The organism is Marinobacter azerbaijanicus, from assembly GCF_030250645.1.
Classification (GTDB): Bacteria; Pseudomonadota; Gammaproteobacteria; order Pseudomonadales; family Oleiphilaceae; genus Marinobacter; species Marinobacter azerbaijanicus.
On record NZ_JASSVS010000004.1, the window covers coordinates 73,565 to 90,909 of the forward strand.

The window sequence follows — 17,345 nt, forward strand, 5'->3', positions numbered from 1 at the left end:
ACTAAGCTCAAAGTAACCAGACCGCAATAAACGCACTAGCGTAATTCGGTCTGGTGCTTCCTATACTTCCACCCATAACCATATAAACCGTCCGGAGCGGCGGATCCAACAGCAACGGGGATATTGCGTGAATTGAAAGCTGTCTTTAAACGGTAAGAGAGCAAGCGAGGGGCCATCTATGAGCATCATGCAGCACTTCAAAGACCGGTATGAATCAACTCAGGAGGAAGAATACTCCCTTGAGGAATACCTGGAGATCTGCAAAAAGGACCCGGCGGCCTATGCCACAGCCGCAGAAAGGATGTTATTGGCAATCGGCGAACCGGAGCATATCGACACATCCCGTGACTCCCGGCTCTCCCGAATCTTTTCCAATAAGGTGATCAAGCGTTACCCGGAATTCTCCGAGTTCTATGGCATGGAAGAGGCCGTGGAAAACATCGTCTCCTTCTTCCGCCATGCCGCCCAGGGCCTGGAGGAGAAAAAACAGATCCTTTACCTGCTTGGTCCCGTTGGCGGCGGTAAGTCCTCACTGGCTGAAAAGCTCAAATCTCTGATGCAGAAAGTGCCCTTCTACGCCATCAAGGGCTCTCCGGTGAACGAGTCCCCACTGGGCCTGTTCGACCCGGCGGAAGACGCCGGCATCCTGGAAGAGGAATATGGCATTCCTCCCCGCTACCTCAAATCCATCATGTCACCCTGGGCGGTGAAACGCCTGCATGAGTATGGTGGCGACATCAGCCAGTTCCGGGTGGTGAAGAAATATCCATCGGTTCTGGACCAGGTCGGTGTTTCCAAGACCGAACCGGGGGATGACAACAATCAGGACATTTCCGCACTGGTGGGCAAGGTGAATATCCGCATGCTGGAGGATTACTCCCAGGATGACCCGGACGCCTACAGCTTCAGCGGCGGCCTGTGCAAGGCCAACCAGGGCCTGATGGAATTCGTGGAGATGTTCAAGGCCCCCATCAAGGTTCTGCACCCGCTGCTGACCGCTACCCAGGAAGGCAACTACAACACCACCGAAGGCATGGGCTCGGTGCCGTTCGACGGCATTATCCTGGCTCACTCCAACGAATCGGAGTGGCAGACCTTCCGGAATAACAAGCATAATGAGGCGTTCCTCGATCGTGTCTACATCGTCAAGGTGCCCTACTGCGTGCGCGTTACCGAAGAGATTGATATCTATCGCAAACTGCTGCGGGACAGCTCCCTGTCCGGCGCCCCCTGCGCCCCGGACACCCTGGATATGCTGGCACAGTTCTCCATTCTGTCGCGCATCAAGGAGCCGGAAAACTCCAGCATCTTCTCGAAGATGCGGGTGTATGACGGCCAGAACATCAAGGATACAGACCCCAAGGCCAAATCGATCCAGGAATACCGGGATGCAGCCGGGGTAAACGAAGGCATGGACGGACTGTCGACCCGTTTTGCCTTCAAGATCCTGTCCAAGGTCTTCAACTTTGACACCACTGAAGTGGCTGCGAACCCTGTCCACCTGCTGTACGTACTGGAAAAACAGATAGAACAGGAGCAGTTCCAGGCGGAAACCCAGGACCGCTACCTGCGGTTCATCAAGGAGTTCCTGGCACCCCATTATGTGGAGTTCATCGGTAAGGAAATCCAGACAGCGTATCTGGAGAGCTACAGCGAGTATGGCCAGAACCTGTTCGATCGCTATGTCACCTACGCCGATTTCTGGATTCAGGACCAGGAGTACCGCGACCCGGAAACCGGGGAGATTCTCGACCGCTCAGCCATTAACGACGAACTGGAGAAAATCGAGAAGCCCGCTGGCATCAGTAACCCGAAAGACTTCCGCAACGAAGTGGTCAATTTCGTGCTGCGGGCGCGGGCGAACAACCAGGGCCGCAACCCCTCCTGGCTCAGCTACGAGAAGCTGCGCAGTGTGATTGAGAAGAAGATGTTCTCCAATACCGAAGACCTGTTGCCGGTCATCTCCTTCAATCCGAAGGCCAGCCAGGAGGATCAGAACAAGCACAAGCAGTTCGTCGAGCGTATGGTCGATCGAGGCTACACGGAAAAACAGGTCCGCCTCCTTGCAGAGTGGTACCTGAGGGTTCGTAAGTCTCATTAAGTCAGCCACTCAGGTGCTGAAAACGTGCGCTGAACTGGAGTAACGCTATGGGTATGACCCACGTAGTCGACCGGCGACTGAACGGAAAAAACAAGAGCGCAGTGAATCGCGAGCGGTTCCTGCGCCGCTACCGCCAACATATCAAAAAGGCAGTGGCGGATGCGGTTCACCGGCGCTCAATCACCGACATTGAGCGCGGTGAGAACGTCAGCATCCCTTCGCGGGATACTGATGAGCCCATCTTCCACCATGGCCAGGGCGGCAAACGGGAAATGGTCCATCCCGGGAACAAGGAGTTCGTGACCGGCGATACCGTCCCCAAGCCCCCGGGTGGCGGTGGTAAAGGCCAGGGGCAGGGCCAGGCCAGTCCGGATGGTGAAGGCATGGATGAGTTTGCCTTCCAGATCACCCAGGAAGAGTTCCTGGACTTCCTGTTCGACGATCTGGAACTGCCCAACCTTGCCCGCAAGAAGCTTAAGGATACCGAAGCGTTCAAGTATGTTCGCTCCGGTTTTTCCACCGACGGCGTGCCGGCCAAACTGGATGTGGTGCGCTCGTTGAGAGGCGCCCATGCCCGCCGTCTTGGGCTCAGTGGCGCTCGCCGCAAGAAGATCCGCCGGATGGAGGAAGAGCTCGCCGCGCTGAAGAGTGCGCCGGCGGATCTGGATGCTGCCTTCAGCCATGAAGACCAGATCAAGGCCCTGGAAGAAGAAATCGCAGAACTGAAGGCCAACGTTCGTCGCATTCCGTTTATTGACGAGATCGACCTGCGTTATCGCCAGCACATCAAGAAGCCCCAACCGGCAACCAGTGCTGTCATGTTCTGCCTGATGGACGTATCCGGGTCCATGACCCAGATGCACAAGGACATCGCCAAACGCTTCTTTATCCTGCTGTACCTGTTCCTCAAAAAGAACTACAAAAAAATTGAAGTGGTGTTCATCCGCCACCACACCAGCGCCAAGGAAGTGGATGAGGAAGAGTTCTTCTACTCCCGCGAAACCGGGGGCACTATCGTTTCCAGCGCCCTCAAGCTGATGCACAAGATCATTGAGTCCCGCTATTCCCCCGCGGAATGGAACATCTACGCGGCCCAGGCCTCGGACGGCGACAACTGGAACGATGACTCCCCCATTTGCAGCAAATTGCTGGCCGACAGCATTCTGCCGTTGGTGCAGTACTACGCCTATGTGGAAATCACGCCCCAGGATCACCAGATGTTGTGGTACGAATACGAGAAGATTCAGGAGCGGTTCCCCCAGAGTTTCGCGCTGCAGCAGATATCCGATCCCGGTGAGATCTATCCGGTCTTCCGCCAGTTGTTCGAGAGGAAAGCCGCATGACCGACATCATCGACAGACCCAACGAGCCGAGAACCCGGGAACCCATTTCCACCAGTTCGGAGTGGACCTTCCCGCTGATTGAAAAGTACGACGAGGAAATCGCCAAGTGCGCCGCAGAGTTCGGGCTCGACACCTACCCCAATCAGGTGGAAGTCATCAGTGCCGAGCAGATGATGGACGCTTACAGTTCGGTCGGCATGCCCGTTGGTTACCATCACTGGTCGTTCGGCAAGCAGTTCCTGTCTACTTCCAAGGGGTACCAGCGGGGCCAGATGGGGCTGGCGTACGAGATCGTGATCAACTCCAACCCCTGCATTGCCTACCTGATGGAAGAGAACACTCTGCCAATGCAGGCACTGGTGATTGCCCACGCCTCCTACGGTCACAACTCGTTCTTCAAGGGTAACTACCTGTTCCGCACCTGGACCGACGCGAGCGCCATTATTGACTACCTGGTATTTGCCCGACACTACGTGGCCGAATGCGAGGAGCGCTATGGCGTGGACGCGGTGGAAGAGATCCTGGATTCCTGCCATGCCCTGATGAACTATGGTGTTGACCGTTACAAGCGCCCTGCGCCCATCTCGGCAGCGGAAGAGGCTCGCCGGCAGAAAGAGCGGGAGGAATACCAGCAGCGAAGGATGAATGACCTGTGGCGGACAATTCCGAAGATGGGCGAGGACGAAGACCCGGTAAAACGCAAACAGCGTTATCCGGAAGAGCCCCAGGAGAACATTCTCTACTTCATTGAAAAGAATGCGCCACTGCTGCAGACCTGGCAGCGGGAAATCATCCGTATCGTGCGCAAGCTGGCCCAGTATTTCTACCCGCAGCGCCAGACCCAGGTGATGAACGAAGGCTGGGCCACCTTCTGGCACTACACCCTGCTACACCGGATGTATGACAAGGGTCTGGTCAACGATGGCTTTATGATGGAATTCCTGCAGAGCCATACAGCGGTGGTTTACCAGCCACCCTTTGACAGCCCCTGGTATTCAGGCATCAACCCCTACACGCTGGGGTTCTCGATCTTCACAGACCTGCGGCGGATCTGTGAAAATCCAACCGACGAAGACCGTCAGTGGTTCCCGGACTTTGCCGGTTCGGACTGGCTGGAAACCCTGCATTTCGCCATGAAAAACTTCAAGGATGAAAGTTTCATCCAGCAGTTCCTGTCGCCCAAGGTAATGCGGGATCTCAAGCTGTTCGCCATCCAGAATGACGACCAGGAAGACGTTTACCGGATCACCGCGATCCATGACGATCCTGGTTATCGCATCCTTCGTGAGAAGCTGGCACGGCAATACAACCTGAGCTATCGCGAACCCAATATCCAGGTCTGGAATGTGGATGTCAGGGGTGACCGGTCGCTGACCCTGCGTCACATCCCGGTAGACCGGGTGCCACTGGGCGACGACACGGATGAGGTGCTGCGCCATGTGCATCGGCTATGGGGGTTCGATGTACATCTGGAGAGTGTGGATGACGGCCTGGTAGTGGACGAAGCCCACTGCCCGCCGAAAGACCTGGATGAGGAGTGACCGCGAGGCCACTCCTCATCAGCCTCTGATCAACCCGAAACCGATGGCAATCCTGACAGCGCCATGGCCAGTTCCTGCTCGTCGTATTCGTAGTCACTCAGGTCACCGGCGAAATACGAGGTGTAAGCCGCCATATCGAAATGGCCATGGCCACAGAGGTTGAACAGGATTACTTCTTCCTTGCCCTCCCTCTTGCAGCGCAGCGCTTCGTCGATGGCTCCCTTGACCGCGTGATTGGCTTCCGGTGCGGGCACGATGCCCTCGTTGCGGGCAAACAGCACGCCGGCCTCGAAACATTCGCGCTGGGTGTAAGACACCGCTTCAAACAGCCCCAGTTCTTTGGCGTGGGACACCATGGGCGCCATACCGTGGTAGCGCAGACCGCCGGCGTGGAAACCCGGCGGGGTAAAGTCAGAACCCAGGGTGTGCATCTTGGTGAGCGGCGTCATATGCGCGGTATCGCCGTAATCGTAGGCGTATTTACCACGGGTCAGTGTCGGGCAGGCTGATGGCTCAACTGCAACAATCCGGGATTTCTGGCCACCGCGCAGCGCATGGCCCATAAACGGGAATGCGATGCCGGCAAAATTGGAGCCACCACCGGTACAGCCAACAATGACATCGGGCCAGCAATCCGCCATTTCCATCTGCTGCATGGATTCCAGGCCAATGATGCTTTGATGCAGCAGGACATGGTTCAGTACAGAGCCCAGAGCGTATTTGGTGTTGGGGTCCTGCACGGCCAGTTCAACCGCCTCGGAAATGGCAATCCCAAGGCTGCCGGTGTGATCCGGATTCTCCGCCAGTACCTTGCGCCCGAACTCCGTCAGCTCTGAGGGCGAGGCTACGCATTTCGCACCGTAGGTTTCCATCACCGCACGGCGATAGGGCTTCTGATTGTAGGAAACCCGAACCTGAAACACGGTCACGTCCATATCGAACAGGGAACCGGCGAACGACAGGGAGGTGCCCCACTGGCCCGCCCCGGTTTCCGTGGTGAGGGTGCGAATGCCCGCTTCACGGTTGTAGAACGCCTGGGGAATAGCAGTATTGGGCTTGTGACTGCCCGCCGGGCTCACCCCTTCGTACTTGTAGAAGATTTTCGCCGGCGTACCAAGGGCCTTCTCCAGACCGTGAGCACGATATAACGGTGCCGGCCGCCAGAGTTTATAGACATCACGCACAGGTTCCGGAATTTCGACTTCCCGCTCTGTGGTCACTTCCTGTTCAATGAGTGACATGGGAAACAGCGGCTCAAGGTCCGACGGTCCCACCGGCTGCTGCGTTCCGGGGTGCAAGACCGCTGGCAGCGGCTCGGGGAAATCCGCCTGCAGGTTATACCAGTACTTCGGCATCTGGCTTTCTTCGAGAAGAAACTTGGTTTGCATGGTTATGAATATCCTGAGTTTCGTGTTGTTATCAGCTCTCAGAATACCCATTCCAGGCCGGCATAAAAAGTTCTTCCTGGTGCCGGCTCGAAGTAGCCACGCTCTTCCACCGGCCGGTCTGCGTTGGCATTTATCCGGATATTGCTGAAATAGTCCTCATCCAGAAGATTGCGGACACCGGCATACAGGTTCAGGCTCTGGCTACCCAGGTGAACGGTGTCACCTGCCCGGGCGCCCAGCAGCCAGTAGTCGCTGACTTTTGTCTGGTTGCTGTTTTCGGCATAGAGATCGCCCACATACTGCCATTCAAGTGCAGCAAAACGCTGACCCGCACCTCTCCATTCCACCTCGGTTACCCATTGTTCCCGGGGCAATCCTGGCAGGCGGTTACCATCAGCATCGTTGCCCTGCTCGTCCTCGAAATCCTCAAGGGTGTAATCCGCCAGGGTAAGGGCACTGGTTATCCGCCAGGCATAGGAGATGTCCCAGCCGACCCCCAGCTCGACACCGTTACGCCGGGTCCTGCCGGCATTCTCAAAGAATGTGCGGTCATCAATCTCCTCCGGCAGAATCTCATCATCCACCCGGATCGAAAAAAATGCCAGGTCATAGCTGCCCCCCTGTCCGAAACCACCACGGATGCCGATTTCCCTGTTGAGGGCCCGTTGCGGCTCAATGTCCGGGTTCAGGCCGCCGGTGCCGTCACGCCTGGCAAATTCCGTGAAGGTAGGGGATTCAAAAGCGGTACCAATCGTCGCATAAACCTGCTGGCGCGGGGCCAATCGGTAGCTGACACCAGCAAAACCGCTGAACTCGTCATAGGTCCGGCTACCGGAATCGTCACCATCGCCGAGGAAATCGTCATCTACCGACAGCCGAAGGCGGTCAAACCGGGTTCCGAGGGAAAAATTGAGGCGGTCGGTTATCGCCAGGTCGCCCTGGGCAAATACGGCGGCAGTGGTGCCTTTCTGGTCTTCTTCCTGAATCAACCGTTTTACACCGTCAAAGAGCACGAGATAGCGACGTCGCTCATCAACCTGGCGGTGAAGATCCGCGCCCACCATCCAGGTCAGCTGGCGTCCGGCCACTTCACTGCCCTGCTGATAACCAGAACTGATGCCGTAGAACTGGCGATCATAGGCAATCCCGCTGGGGCCGGGAAACGGTAGCTGCTGGGCGAAATCACGACGTGTAAAAAAGGTGCTGACGGTCAGATCACCGTCACCAAGCGAAGGGGTTTCGTATAACAGCCCCAGTGTCTGCTGATCGACTTCCTGCCCCGAGTCCAGCCTTTCGGCATTAGGGGTAGCCTGACTGCGATCTTCCTCTACCTGCGCGGCCGTCAGGCCGGCGGGGTCTTCCGCTTTCGGCGTGTGCAGGGCGTTGAAAGTAGCCGTCAGCCTTTGTCCGTGCTCCCACTGATGGGAGAGGCGACCATTGAAAAGGCCCTTTTCAACCTCGCTCTGGTCCCGGTATCCGTGATAGTTCAACCACGACATGGTCGCGATGCCGCTGGTCGCTTCCCGGCTCCCGTTGGCCTGAACGGTGGTCTTGTAGTAGTCGTCGCTCCCCACGTCCTGGCGCAGCCGTGACCCTGGGGGCTGATCACTCCCCCTCGCGGTGGTTATATCAATCACGCCGCCGGCAGCATTGCCATACTGGACCGACGATGGCCCGCGTATGACCTCAATACGCTGGGCTGAATCCAGGTCCACCGCGTCAATCTGGGACTGCCCGTCCGGCAGGGTGTAGGGAATACCATCCACCTGGATTCGGATGCCACGGATACCAAACGGCGCACGGGCGCCGAAGCCGCGGGTGGACAGGCGCAGGTTCTGGGCAAAGTTGTAGCGGTTCTGGAAAAACAGGCCGGGTACAGTGTTCAGGGATTCATCCAGTTGCAGCCGCTGCTGGCCTTCCTGAATATCCGGGGTATCGGTGACGGAAACGGCTGCGGGCGTATCGTAAAGATCCCGCACCAGCCGAGGCGAGGTCACTTCGATGACGACTTCTGCAGCACTGGGGTCATCCTGAGCCTTTGCCGCCGGACAAGCGCTGGCCGCTGCCAGCCCGGAGAACACCACACCCCATGATTTTGCCACTTTCCTACACGTTGAGAGTACCACTACGCTGCCCCTGCTCCCGGTGACTGTCATCTCCATTGGATACAAGACCAACGGACTTTTGTATGGCAGTTTCCGACTAACAGAATGGCACTTTGGTGCCGGGCCGAGGGTGCCGTTCTGCTATATTCCGACCAGATCCACTAGCCAGGGTACAATTATGGCTGTCGCAAACGCCGACAGTGCCATCGCCAATCCGGAAAAAGCCCCCATCTGCGAACTTACCTGGAACGCCCGCGCCGTGCCTATTCCGTGAGCGGCCACGCCCATGGCGATCCCTTTGACGCTGTCATCAGTGATACGCATCCATTCAAACAGCTTGGTGCCGAGCACTGCACCCGTGATACCGGTTGCGACCACCAGAACGGCCGTCAGAGAGGGTATGCCGCCGATGGTTTCCGAGATACCCATGGCGACAGGTGCGGTTGCAGATTTTGGCGCCAGTGACATCTGGATTTCCGTGGAGCCACCCAGCAACCAGGCCAGACCAATAGAGCTTCCTGCGGCAATTACCACCCCGCATACCAGCGAAATGGTCACCGGCAGCCAGAGTTCCCGCAACCGCGAAAACTGCTCATAGAGAGGTACCGCCAGCGCCACGGTGGCGGGCCCCAGCAGGAAGTGAACAAACTGGCCGCCCTCAAAATATTCATCGTAAGAAGTACCCGTGACCATTAACAGAGCTATCAGCATAACGACGGAAGTCACCACCGGATTGGCCAGCGGGCTGGAATTGGACTTCAGGTACAGACGATAAGCCAGGCCATAGGCCACCAGCGTTATGGTCAGCCCCAGTAATGGTGAGGCGGAAAGGTATACCCAGATATCCCGGATAGCCGGCTCATTCATCCGCCTGCCCTCCCCCTTGTTCAGGCCGGGCAAACCACCGGGAGGTTACCTGCATAATGCCAGCGGTTGCGACCATGGTTATAATTGTGGATAAAAACAGTGCCAGGGTAATCGGCAGCCATTCGTCTGCAATACGGCCAAAATGCGCCATCATGCCGACACCGGCTGGCACAAACAGCAACGACAGGTGACTGAGCAGAGCGGTTGAGGCATTCTGCAACGGTTCCGGCGTATAGCCCCGGATCATCAGGGTCAGAAACAACATAACCATTCCCAGAACAGGCCCGGGGATGGGAACAGCCAGGAGACGAACGGTGACTTCGCCTATCAGCTGATAGACCAGCAGCAGGGTTATTCCGTTGAGAAAATTCATAACGCAGGTTTTGCGATAATTGGGGCCGGAATGATCTTCCGTCCGTAAGCCGCCAGCAAAAAGCCGATGGGAAACATCAATACCCCGTAAACAGCGGCGGGAATAGACATGGCGCTGGATTCCAGCAGCGTCAGGGTTACCAGCAGCGCGATGGTGCTGTTCTTGATGCCGAGTTCCACGGCAACCGCAATGGATTCACGCTGGGTCAAGCCGGCCACGCGGCCCGTCAGAAGCCCCAGGAAGATACCGGACAGGTTCAGCAGAAGCGTCGCCGGGCCAGCCTGGCGAAGCAGGTCCCATATCTGATCACGCACTCCCCAGATCAGGCCGACCACCAGCAGCGCCAGAACCACGCCCCCAAACACACTCACCGCACTTTCGGCGCGGCGGGACAGCTCCGGCGCGCGGATACGAAAGACCATGCCAACGGCAACCGGGAACAGCACAATGCCAATCAGCATTCCCACGGTCCGCCCTACTGGCAGGGTGATGGACTCTTCCGTGCCGGCATAAACCTGCAGGGCGTAATTGGTCAGCAGAGGGAGGGTGACAATAGTGATGAGACTGGCTGTCACTGTCAGCACAATCGACAGGGCAATGTTTCCCCGTGCCAGTAACACAAACAGGTTGGAGGTGGTGCCACCCGGGCAGGCGGCGATGATCACAAGGCCCACGGCGATGGCGGGGGAGAGACCCAGCATGGAGGCCAGCGCGAAGGCTATCAGCGGCATCAGCAGGATCTGGGCAACCGTCCCCACAATCATGCCTTTGGGGTAGACAGCCACCTGGCGGAAATCCCGGACTGTCAGGGTCATTCCAATACCGATCATGATAATGAACAGGGCGATCGGTAACCCTGCGGAAATCAAGGGACTGGACTCCACAGTGCCTCCACGAATTGTTATTTTAATGACGTTAGCCAGCTAAAGAAAATAGCACAAGCGAAAAGAAAGGAGTGAATCCCGATTCGCAAAAAGATGTAATCCCGGCGCCTCCATCCGATGATGGTGCATGATGCAAAAAAGTGAAACCTTTCTCTTCGTCCATCGTGTGATTAGCCCTGTTGTTGCGTATACTTGCGATCAATAACTATGCGAATCCAAACGCAGTCAACGACGCGCAGTTTGGCAGCTCAAAATGGAAGAGGACGAGTAATGAAACGCCTGGGAACACTGGACGCATCCTGGCTGGCGGTAGAGTCAGAAGATACGCCAATGCATGTTGGCAACCTGCAGATTTTTTCGCTACCGGAAGACGCACCGGAGACCTTCCTCAGAGACATGCTTGCCCGCATGAAAGCAGATGCCGATGTTGCACCACCCTGGTGTTACAAGCTGGCGTTTTCCGGCTTTCTTGGGCGCCTTGTCGCACCATCCTGGAAGGTCGACAAGAAGCTGGATCTGGATTACCACGTGCGCCATTCGGCACTGCCCCGACCTGGTAGCGAGCGGGAGCTGGGCATCCTGATATCCCGGCTGCACTCCAATCCATTGGACTTCGCCCGTCCTCTGTGGGAATGCCACGTCATCGAGGGCCTGGAGAATAACCGCTTCGCCCTCTATACCAAGATGCACCACTCAATGATTGACGGCATTAGCGGCGTCCGTTTGATGCAGCGTGTACTGAGCAAAGACCCAAACGAAATCAACATGTTGCCACCCTGGTCGGTGCGACCGGAACGCACCCGTGGCAGCAAAACCGACGAAGAAGCCAGTGTCACTGCGGCATTGGCCCAGGCGAAGGACGCACTGAAGCTTCAGGCGGATCTCGCACCACGCCTGTGGGACGCCATGACCAGGCTGATCCACTCGGCCAGGCATCCTGAAGACGGGCTTACCGCACCCTTCGCTGGCCCCCTGTCGCCGCTCAATCACCGGGTGACCGGTCAGCGCCGTTTTGCCACCCAGCATTACCAACTGGAACGGATCAAGCAGGTCTCCCATGCCACGAACGGCTCCCTGAACGATATCGTACTGTACCTGTGCGGCACCGCGCTGCGTCGTTTTCTTCTGGAACAGGACGGCTTGCCGGACACCCCACTGACAGCCGGTATTCCGGTTAATATCCGACCGTCGGATGACCAGGGCACGGGCACCCAGATCAGCTTCATGATCGCCTCACTGGCAACGGATGAAGCCGACCCTCTCACCCGTTTACAGAACATCAAGCAGTCCACACGCCGGGCCAAACAACACCTGCAGAAACTGCCCCGCAAGGCATTGACTCAATACACCATGCTGCTGATGTCACCTTACATACTTCAGCTGATGTCGGGCATGGGCGGGCGTATGCGCCCGGTCTTTAATGTCACCATCTCCAACGTACCGGGGCCAGAGGAAACTCTCTATTACGAGGGGGCACGCCTGGAAGCCATGTATCCGGTGTCGCTGATTGCACACGGTGGCGCACTTAACATTACCTGCCTGAGTTACGCAGGATCTCTGAACTTCGGCTTTACCGGCTGCCGCGATACCCTGCCCAGCATGCAGAAACTTGCGGTCTATACCGGCGAGGCGCTGGATGAACTTGAAAGCCTGGTACTGCCTCCACCCGTGAAGCCTGGTGCCGCCACCAAGGGAAAGCCCGCCACCCGGGTACGCCGGGCAACCCGCAGGAAAACAACCCCCAAAACCTGACAACCCGCTAATCCGGGTTAATCGGGGTGGCTTTTCCAGTTGGCTGCGCCGACAAATATCAGTTGCAGGAAGCGTGCAGTGCGCTTCCTCACCTGCTCTTCCTGGTATTCGTCTTCTGGTGAAATCACAAGAATGTCCGTGAGACTGAAGGCCACGCTGCGCACCACCAGGTCACAGGTCATGTCCAGATCGGCATCGCTGAGGTGATCGGCGAGCTTCAGTCGCCGCAGGTCGTTGGCAAGCTCGCTGGCAAAATAGCGCATCTCACTGCGAATGCCTTCCTGAACTGCCCGGCTTTCTCCCGCCAGCCCCTGGGCCATGAACATGAAGAAGCTGCGGTTATTGCGGGCATGGGCGATAAAAATGCCCACCGACTCATCAATCAGTTTGTCTGCCTGTAGCACGTTGGCGCGGGCTTCACGCATCATTTTTCGCAACACCAGCCCCAGCTCATCCACCAGTTGCAGACCCAGGTCATCCATATTGCGGAAATGCCTGTAGAACGAGGTGGGCACCACACCGGCCTGCCGGGTGACCTCCCGTATGCCCAGACTGGCAAAGTGTCTGCCCTTGCCCACCAGGGCCAGTGCCGCGTTCATCAGCTTTTCACGGGTTTCACCCGGCTTGCGTCGTTGTTTATCTGCCATAGCCCCGGTACAGCTCGCCTGTTATCAACAAGTCAACAAGTGTACACATCCGCGAATCAAAAATAACCCGGACTTGTCATTATAGGACAATGTTATTCGTCTGATTGCTGCCCCATCTCTCTGTGTGTACAGTCGTACACATTAGTGAACACTTGTACACATCAGTACAAAGGAGAGCAACCATGATATCTGTACTGGAAAAGTCATCCACCCTGCACTGGCTGGGCAGGCAGCTTTTTAACCGGGATGACCCGGCTGCCTTTTTTGACCCCCTGCTGGAGCGCATCAACCCAATGTGGGTGCAACAATACACACCCGCCAGGGTGACTGCGATCTACAACGAAACCGCAGACACAAAGACTTTCGTGCTGGCGCCCGCAAAGCGCTGGCAGGGATTCGAGGCAGGCCAGCACGTCAATATCTGTATTGATATTGACGGCATACGCCGCAATCGCACATTCAGCCTGTCCAGCTCACCAATTCAATGGCGCACCGATGGCACTGTCACCCTGACGATCAAGCGTCTGCCCGGCGGGCTGGTGACAAACTGGATGCACGACCACCTGGAACCGGACACGGTAATCGGCCTGGGTGAGGCATTCGGTGATTTCCGCGTTCCCGCCCCTCAGGAACCGGCCCTGTACATTGCCGGCGGCAGCGGTATCACGCCGGTACTGAGCCAGCTTGAAACCATGGCGGCATCAGATTACCGGGCACCGGTTACCCTGCTGTATTTCGTACGCACCCAGGCAGACGTGATTGCGGCAGAAAAACTGCATGCTCTGGCCGAGCGTTGGCCGGCGTTTACGCTGAAGGTATATGCCACCAGTGAAACAGAAACCCCGCAGTTTCTCAGCGACCTGCACCTGGATGAGGTGCCCGGGTTACCAGCAAGGCGATGTTACCTCTGCGGGCCCAAAGGGCTTATGGACCTGGCAAACGACCTGCTGTATCGCCGGGGCATCACCGAAGATCGCATTCACAGCACTTTCTTCTCGGTACCGGCAGCGAGTCTGGATACCGACACCCTGGGCGGCGCGGTGCACTTCGAACGTAGCAACCTGGACGTCTCTTCCGAGGGCGACGCGGTTCTGCTGGAGATTGCCGAAGCGGCGAAGCTGTCGCCACGGTATGGCTGCCGTATGGGAATCTGCCATCAGTGCAGCTGCCGGAAAACCAGCGGCACAGTCGTCAATCGCCTGACCGGAAAGGCGTCCGGACCAGGAGAGGAAACCATTCAGCTTTGTGTGTCTGTTCCAAGCGGGCCGGTGTCTATCGATATCTGACTGGCCTTGACTACAACGCCTGAACCCACTATTCGCAGGGCCGCACTGACGGCTCTGCAAGGAGTAAACCATGAAGACGATGAACGAAACACAGTTGAAAGAACTTGAACAGGATCTGGACACCATCCGCGATCAGGTGATCGCCGACCTTGGCGAGCGGGATGCCCGTTACATCCGCAGGATCGTGCGGCTGCACCGTTCCCTGGAAGTAGGCGGCCGGGTGCTGATGCCCTTCGGCTTTATTCCTCCGGTATTTATCGCGGCCACCACGGCGCTGGGCCTTTCCAAGATCATCGAAAACATGGAAATCGGCCATAACGTCATGCACGGCCAATACGACTGGATGAACGATCCATCCCTCCATTCCCAGACCTACGAGTGGGATACCGTGTGCACTGGCGACTCCTGGCGCCGCACTCACAACTACGAGCATCACACCTACACCAACATCATCGGCAAGGACCGGGATTACGGCTACGCCCTGCTGCGGCTGAGCGACGACGACAAGTGGAAGCCTGCCCACAGCCTGCAGTTCATCAACTATGTGCTGCTGAGCGTATTTTTCCAGTGGGGCGTGGGTCTGCATGAGCTGGAGTCCGAGCGAATCCGTCGCCGGGAGATTTCAGTGCGGGAGAAAATCCCGTTCCTGAAGGACTTCTTCCGGAAGGGCGGTCGCCAGGCCTTCAAGGACTATGTGTTTTTCCCGCTGGTGACCTTCCCGGTGGCACCTGTGGTGTTGGCCGGCAATATTGGCGCCAATCTGATCCGTAACCTGTGGTCATCTACGGTGATCTTCTGCGGTCACTTTACCCAGGATGCGGAAACCTTTTCCGAGGAAGAATGCGAGGGAGAGAGCAAGGGACACTGGTATCTGCGCCAGCTGACCGGCTCGAGCAACTTTACCGGTGGCAAGTGGATGCACGTGCTGAGTGGTCACCTGAGCTATCAGGTAGAACACCATATCTTCCCCGACCTGCCGGCACACCGGTACCCGGAGATCTCGGAACAGGTGCAGGCAGTGTGCAGGAAGCATGGCATACCCTATAACACGGGCACCTTTGCCAGACAGTATTCAACCGTTCTGAAGCGGATCATCGGGTATTCACTGCCGGACCGGATGCGGAGCCGCCTCTTGCCGGAATTCAGCAGTGCCGGCGCTCAGCCCTGATGGGGCGGGGGCTGCATGCCGGCACCATGGCCGGCGCAGTCCCTGTACCTGACCGTATTTCGCCCACCCTCCTTGGCGTCATACAGGGCCGCGTCTGCGGCACCAATCAGGTCATCGGGTTCAACCCGCTGTCCGGCCGGTACCGTCGAGACACCCACGCTGACGGACACTGGAACCGCCTGACCATTCCAGGTGAAACCGAGCCTATCGCAGATTCCTGTACGGATCCGCTCGGCCATCGTCCTTGCTCCCGCCAGATCCGTATCGGGCAGAATAACCACAAACTCTTCCCCGCCGTAGCGGGCAACAACGTCCGCCCGGCGATTCACCGAGCCCGAGACGGCATTGGCCACCGCTTTGAGGCAGGCGTCACCGGCCTGGTGTCCGAGGGAATCATTGAGTGGCTTGAACCGGTCGACATCAATCATGAGCAACGAGAGTGGCCCACCGCGACTGCAGCGTACACTCTCTTCGGACAACTTCTCATCGAAATAGCGTCGATTGAAAACCCCTGTCAACCCATCGGTTGAACTGAGTGCCTCCAGTTGCCGATTGGCTACTTCCAGCTCTGATGTCCTCTCCACTACCCGTTGCTCCAGGCGATGTGTCATTTCTTCCTGGATCTGCTGGTTTTCCAGCATCAGCAGCCTCATCCGGTCAGCCAGTGCCAGCGACAGCAGAATAACCTCGAAGGCCGAACCAATCTGGATGCCGTACTCGGTAATAAAGTTGGCAGGTATCAGACCAAAGGTTTTCAGGGTATACAGAATCATTCCGGCCAGGAGCGCAGACCAGGCAATCATGAAATAGCGGGCGGGCTTGAAATTCCGGTAGAGACATATAGCGCCGGCAACCAGAATAAAGAGTACTGACACTGACGCCATGAAGGTGTTCACCCGTATGACCGGGCCGTAATCGGGCCAGAACAGGGAAGCCAGCGCCATAAACGGGAAGAACATCATAAAGCCCAGGAATATCCGCTCCAACTGTGGGGCATTTACCTTCAGGGCAAGAAACGACTTGGAAAAGCCAAGAATACTGAACATCCCCATGGCAATGAAAAAAGATACCGCGCGGTTATTCCACCAGGTGGAGTCGGGCCACAGATGCTCAAATGCAAGTCCGTTGAGCGTAAACTGGAGCAGCCCGTAGAAGACAATGTAAGACACGTACCATAGATAGTTCCTGTCACGTATCGAGAAAAAGATCAGCAGGTTGAAAGCTGCCATACAGAAAAGCAGGCCATAATAGATACCCAGGACGAAACGCTCCTGATGGTCTGCCCTGCTGAAAGCTTCGTTTTCCCACAATATCAGTTGCATCTGAATCGCACCGGACGTGCGAACGCGGAAAAACACATCGGTGGCTTCGCCTACCCCGAGATCAAACGCGAAGTTTATATTGTGGTGGGTACGTCCGCGGGTGGAGAAGGGAACCGTGTCGCCGGCCTTCTGATGCTCAATGCGACCATCTTCCCTGAGGAAGAACACGTCCATCCGGTCAATGATCGGATAAAGCCCTTCTATTACCCAGCGCTCGTTGGGGTTGCGACGGTTCTCAATTCGGGTGTGAAACCAGTAGGTGGAGTCAGTGAAGCCAAAATTGTAAGCTTCGTCCGGCTTTTTAACGGAGGCAATTGCTGGCCAATCGGCCAGGATATCTTCGATGCGATAGGCGCTCGAAACATCCTCATAGAATGACAAATGACGCGAGATATCCACACGTTCGCTGTCCTCGTCCAGAATCACAGGACGAGGATCTATTATTCCGGTACTCGCGAAAGCTACCCCCTGTACCAGACACAGAAGCAGCATTAGAAACATGGACAGCCGCAAAACCCACCTTTTTGTTATGTAGTAGTGACCAGGGCTTTTCAGTTTATGTTACTGG

13 protein-coding genes are annotated in these 17,345 nt (G+C 56.9%); 6 read left to right on the forward strand and 7 right to left on the reverse strand.

From position 1 onward, the window contains the following. The first annotated feature begins 178 nt into the window (after positions 1 to 178). Genes QPM17_RS09475 through QPM17_RS09485 form a run of 3 tightly spaced genes read left to right on the forward strand, consistent with a single transcriptional unit; the run spans position 179 to position 4,985 of the window. A complete protein-coding gene (locus tag QPM17_RS09475) occupies positions 179 to 2,101 on the forward strand; it encodes a PrkA family serine protein kinase (RefSeq protein ID WP_285390431.1) in 1,923 nt (640 codons plus the stop codon). A gap of 53 nt (positions 2,102 to 2,154) precedes the next feature. Then, positions 2,155 to 3,444, forward strand: coding sequence for a YeaH/YhbH family protein (locus tag QPM17_RS09480; RefSeq protein WP_285390754.1), 1,290 nt, complete (start codon positions 2,155 to 2,157; stop codon positions 3,442 to 3,444). Further along, positions 3,441 to 4,985, forward strand: a complete 1,545-nt coding sequence (locus tag QPM17_RS09485) for a SpoVR family protein (protein ID WP_285390432.1) — start codon at positions 3,441 to 3,443, stop codon at positions 4,983 to 4,985. Before QPM17_RS09480 ends, QPM17_RS09485 begins: the two co-directional genes overlap by 4 nt. A gap of 29 nt (positions 4,986 to 5,014) precedes the next feature. On the opposite strand, the gene QPM17_RS09490 is transcribed toward QPM17_RS09485, so the two are convergent. From QPM17_RS09490 to QPM17_RS09510, 5 genes are all read right to left on the reverse strand, one after another. Continuing rightward, positions 5,015 to 6,373, reverse strand: a complete 1,359-nt coding sequence (locus QPM17_RS09490) for a TrpB-like pyridoxal phosphate-dependent enzyme (protein ID WP_285390433.1) — start codon at positions 6,371 to 6,373, stop codon at positions 5,015 to 5,017. Positions 6,374 to 6,411: 38 nt separating this feature from the next. Beyond that, positions 6,412 to 8,475 (reverse strand): TonB-dependent receptor family protein, encoded by a 2,064-nt coding sequence (locus QPM17_RS09495; RefSeq protein ID WP_285390434.1) that lies wholly within the window; start codon positions 8,473 to 8,475, stop codon positions 6,412 to 6,414. A 144-nt stretch (positions 8,476 to 8,619) separates the two neighbouring features. Then, complete coding sequence (locus QPM17_RS09500) at positions 8,620 to 9,345, reverse strand: LrgB family protein (RefSeq protein WP_285390435.1); 726 nt, start codon at positions 9,343 to 9,345, stop codon at positions 8,620 to 8,622. Then, the gene (locus QPM17_RS09505; RefSeq protein ID WP_285390436.1) at positions 9,338 to 9,718 is read right to left on the reverse strand and encodes a CidA/LrgA family protein; all 381 of its coding nucleotides are present in this window, start codon (positions 9,716 to 9,718) and stop codon (positions 9,338 to 9,340) included. The genes QPM17_RS09500 and QPM17_RS09505 overlap by 8 nt, the downstream gene beginning before the upstream one ends. Further along, positions 9,715 to 10,602: a bile acid:sodium symporter family protein gene (locus QPM17_RS09510; protein WP_285390437.1), complete on the reverse strand. Its 888-nt coding sequence runs from the start codon at positions 10,600 to 10,602 to the stop codon at positions 9,715 to 9,717. The genes QPM17_RS09505 and QPM17_RS09510 overlap by 4 nt, the downstream gene beginning before the upstream one ends. A gap of 270 nt (positions 10,603 to 10,872) precedes the next feature. On the opposite strand from QPM17_RS09510, the gene QPM17_RS09515 reads away from it, so the two are divergent. Further along, on the forward strand, positions 10,873 to 12,354 hold the full coding sequence (locus tag QPM17_RS09515; RefSeq protein WP_285390438.1) for a WS/DGAT/MGAT family O-acyltransferase: 1,482 nt from the start codon (positions 10,873 to 10,875) through the stop codon (positions 12,352 to 12,354). A gap of 17 nt (positions 12,355 to 12,371) precedes the next feature. Here the strand turns inward: QPM17_RS09515 and QPM17_RS09520 are convergent, their stop codons facing one another. Beyond that, a complete protein-coding gene (locus tag QPM17_RS09520) occupies positions 12,372 to 13,001 on the reverse strand; it encodes a TetR family transcriptional regulator (RefSeq protein ID WP_285390439.1) in 630 nt (209 codons plus the stop codon). Between the two features lie 182 nt (positions 13,002 to 13,183). On the opposite strand from QPM17_RS09520, the gene QPM17_RS09525 reads away from it, so the two are divergent. After that, complete coding sequence (locus QPM17_RS09525) at positions 13,184 to 14,287, forward strand: ferredoxin reductase (RefSeq protein WP_285390440.1); 1,104 nt, start codon at positions 13,184 to 13,186, stop codon at positions 14,285 to 14,287. A 70-nt stretch (positions 14,288 to 14,357) separates the two neighbouring features. Then, positions 14,358 to 15,455, forward strand: a complete 1,098-nt coding sequence (locus QPM17_RS09530; RefSeq protein WP_285390441.1) for a fatty acid desaturase family protein — start codon at positions 14,358 to 14,360, stop codon at positions 15,453 to 15,455. On the opposite strand, the gene QPM17_RS09535 is transcribed toward QPM17_RS09530, so the two are convergent. Further along, entirely contained in the window at positions 15,446 to 17,176 is a 1,731-nt protein-coding gene (locus QPM17_RS09535; protein ID WP_285390442.1) for a sensor domain-containing diguanylate cyclase, read from the reverse strand. The two genes, QPM17_RS09530 and QPM17_RS09535, sit on opposite strands and share 10 nt — an antisense overlap. Between the last annotated feature and the right edge of the window lie 169 nt (positions 17,177 to 17,345).

What these genes read in the sequence shown, in the direction of transcription:
- QPM17_RS09530 (WP_285390441.1), top strand. Translation starts at nt 14,358, where the DNA reads ATGAAGACGATGAACGAAACACAGTTGAAAGAACTTGAACAGGATCTG.
- QPM17_RS09480 (WP_285390754.1), top strand. Translation starts at nt 2,155, where the DNA reads ATGACCCACGTAGTCGACCGGCGACTGAACGGAAAAAACAAGAGCGCA.
- QPM17_RS09490 (WP_285390433.1), bottom strand. Translation starts at nt 6,373, where the DNA reads ATGCAAACCAAGTTTCTTCTCGAAGAAAGCCAGATGCCGAAGTACTGG.
- QPM17_RS09500 (WP_285390435.1), bottom strand. Translation starts at nt 9,345, where the DNA reads ATGAATGAGCCGGCTATCCGGGATATCTGGGTATACCTTTCCGCCTCA.
- QPM17_RS09505 (WP_285390436.1), bottom strand. Translation starts at nt 9,718, where the DNA reads ATGAATTTTCTCAACGGAATAACCCTGCTGCTGGTCTATCAGCTGATA.
- QPM17_RS09515 (WP_285390438.1), top strand. Translation starts at nt 10,873, where the DNA reads ATGAAACGCCTGGGAACACTGGACGCATCCTGGCTGGCGGTAGAGTCA.
- QPM17_RS09475 (WP_285390431.1), top strand. Translation starts at nt 179, where the DNA reads ATGAGCATCATGCAGCACTTCAAAGACCGGTATGAATCAACTCAGGAG.
- QPM17_RS09520 (WP_285390439.1), bottom strand. Translation starts at nt 13,001, where the DNA reads ATGGCAGATAAACAACGACGCAAGCCGGGTGAAACCCGTGAAAAGCTG.
- QPM17_RS09525 (WP_285390440.1), top strand. Translation starts at nt 13,184, where the DNA reads ATGATATCTGTACTGGAAAAGTCATCCACCCTGCACTGGCTGGGCAGG.
- QPM17_RS09485 (WP_285390432.1), top strand. Translation starts at nt 3,441, where the DNA reads ATGACCGACATCATCGACAGACCCAACGAGCCGAGAACCCGGGAACCC.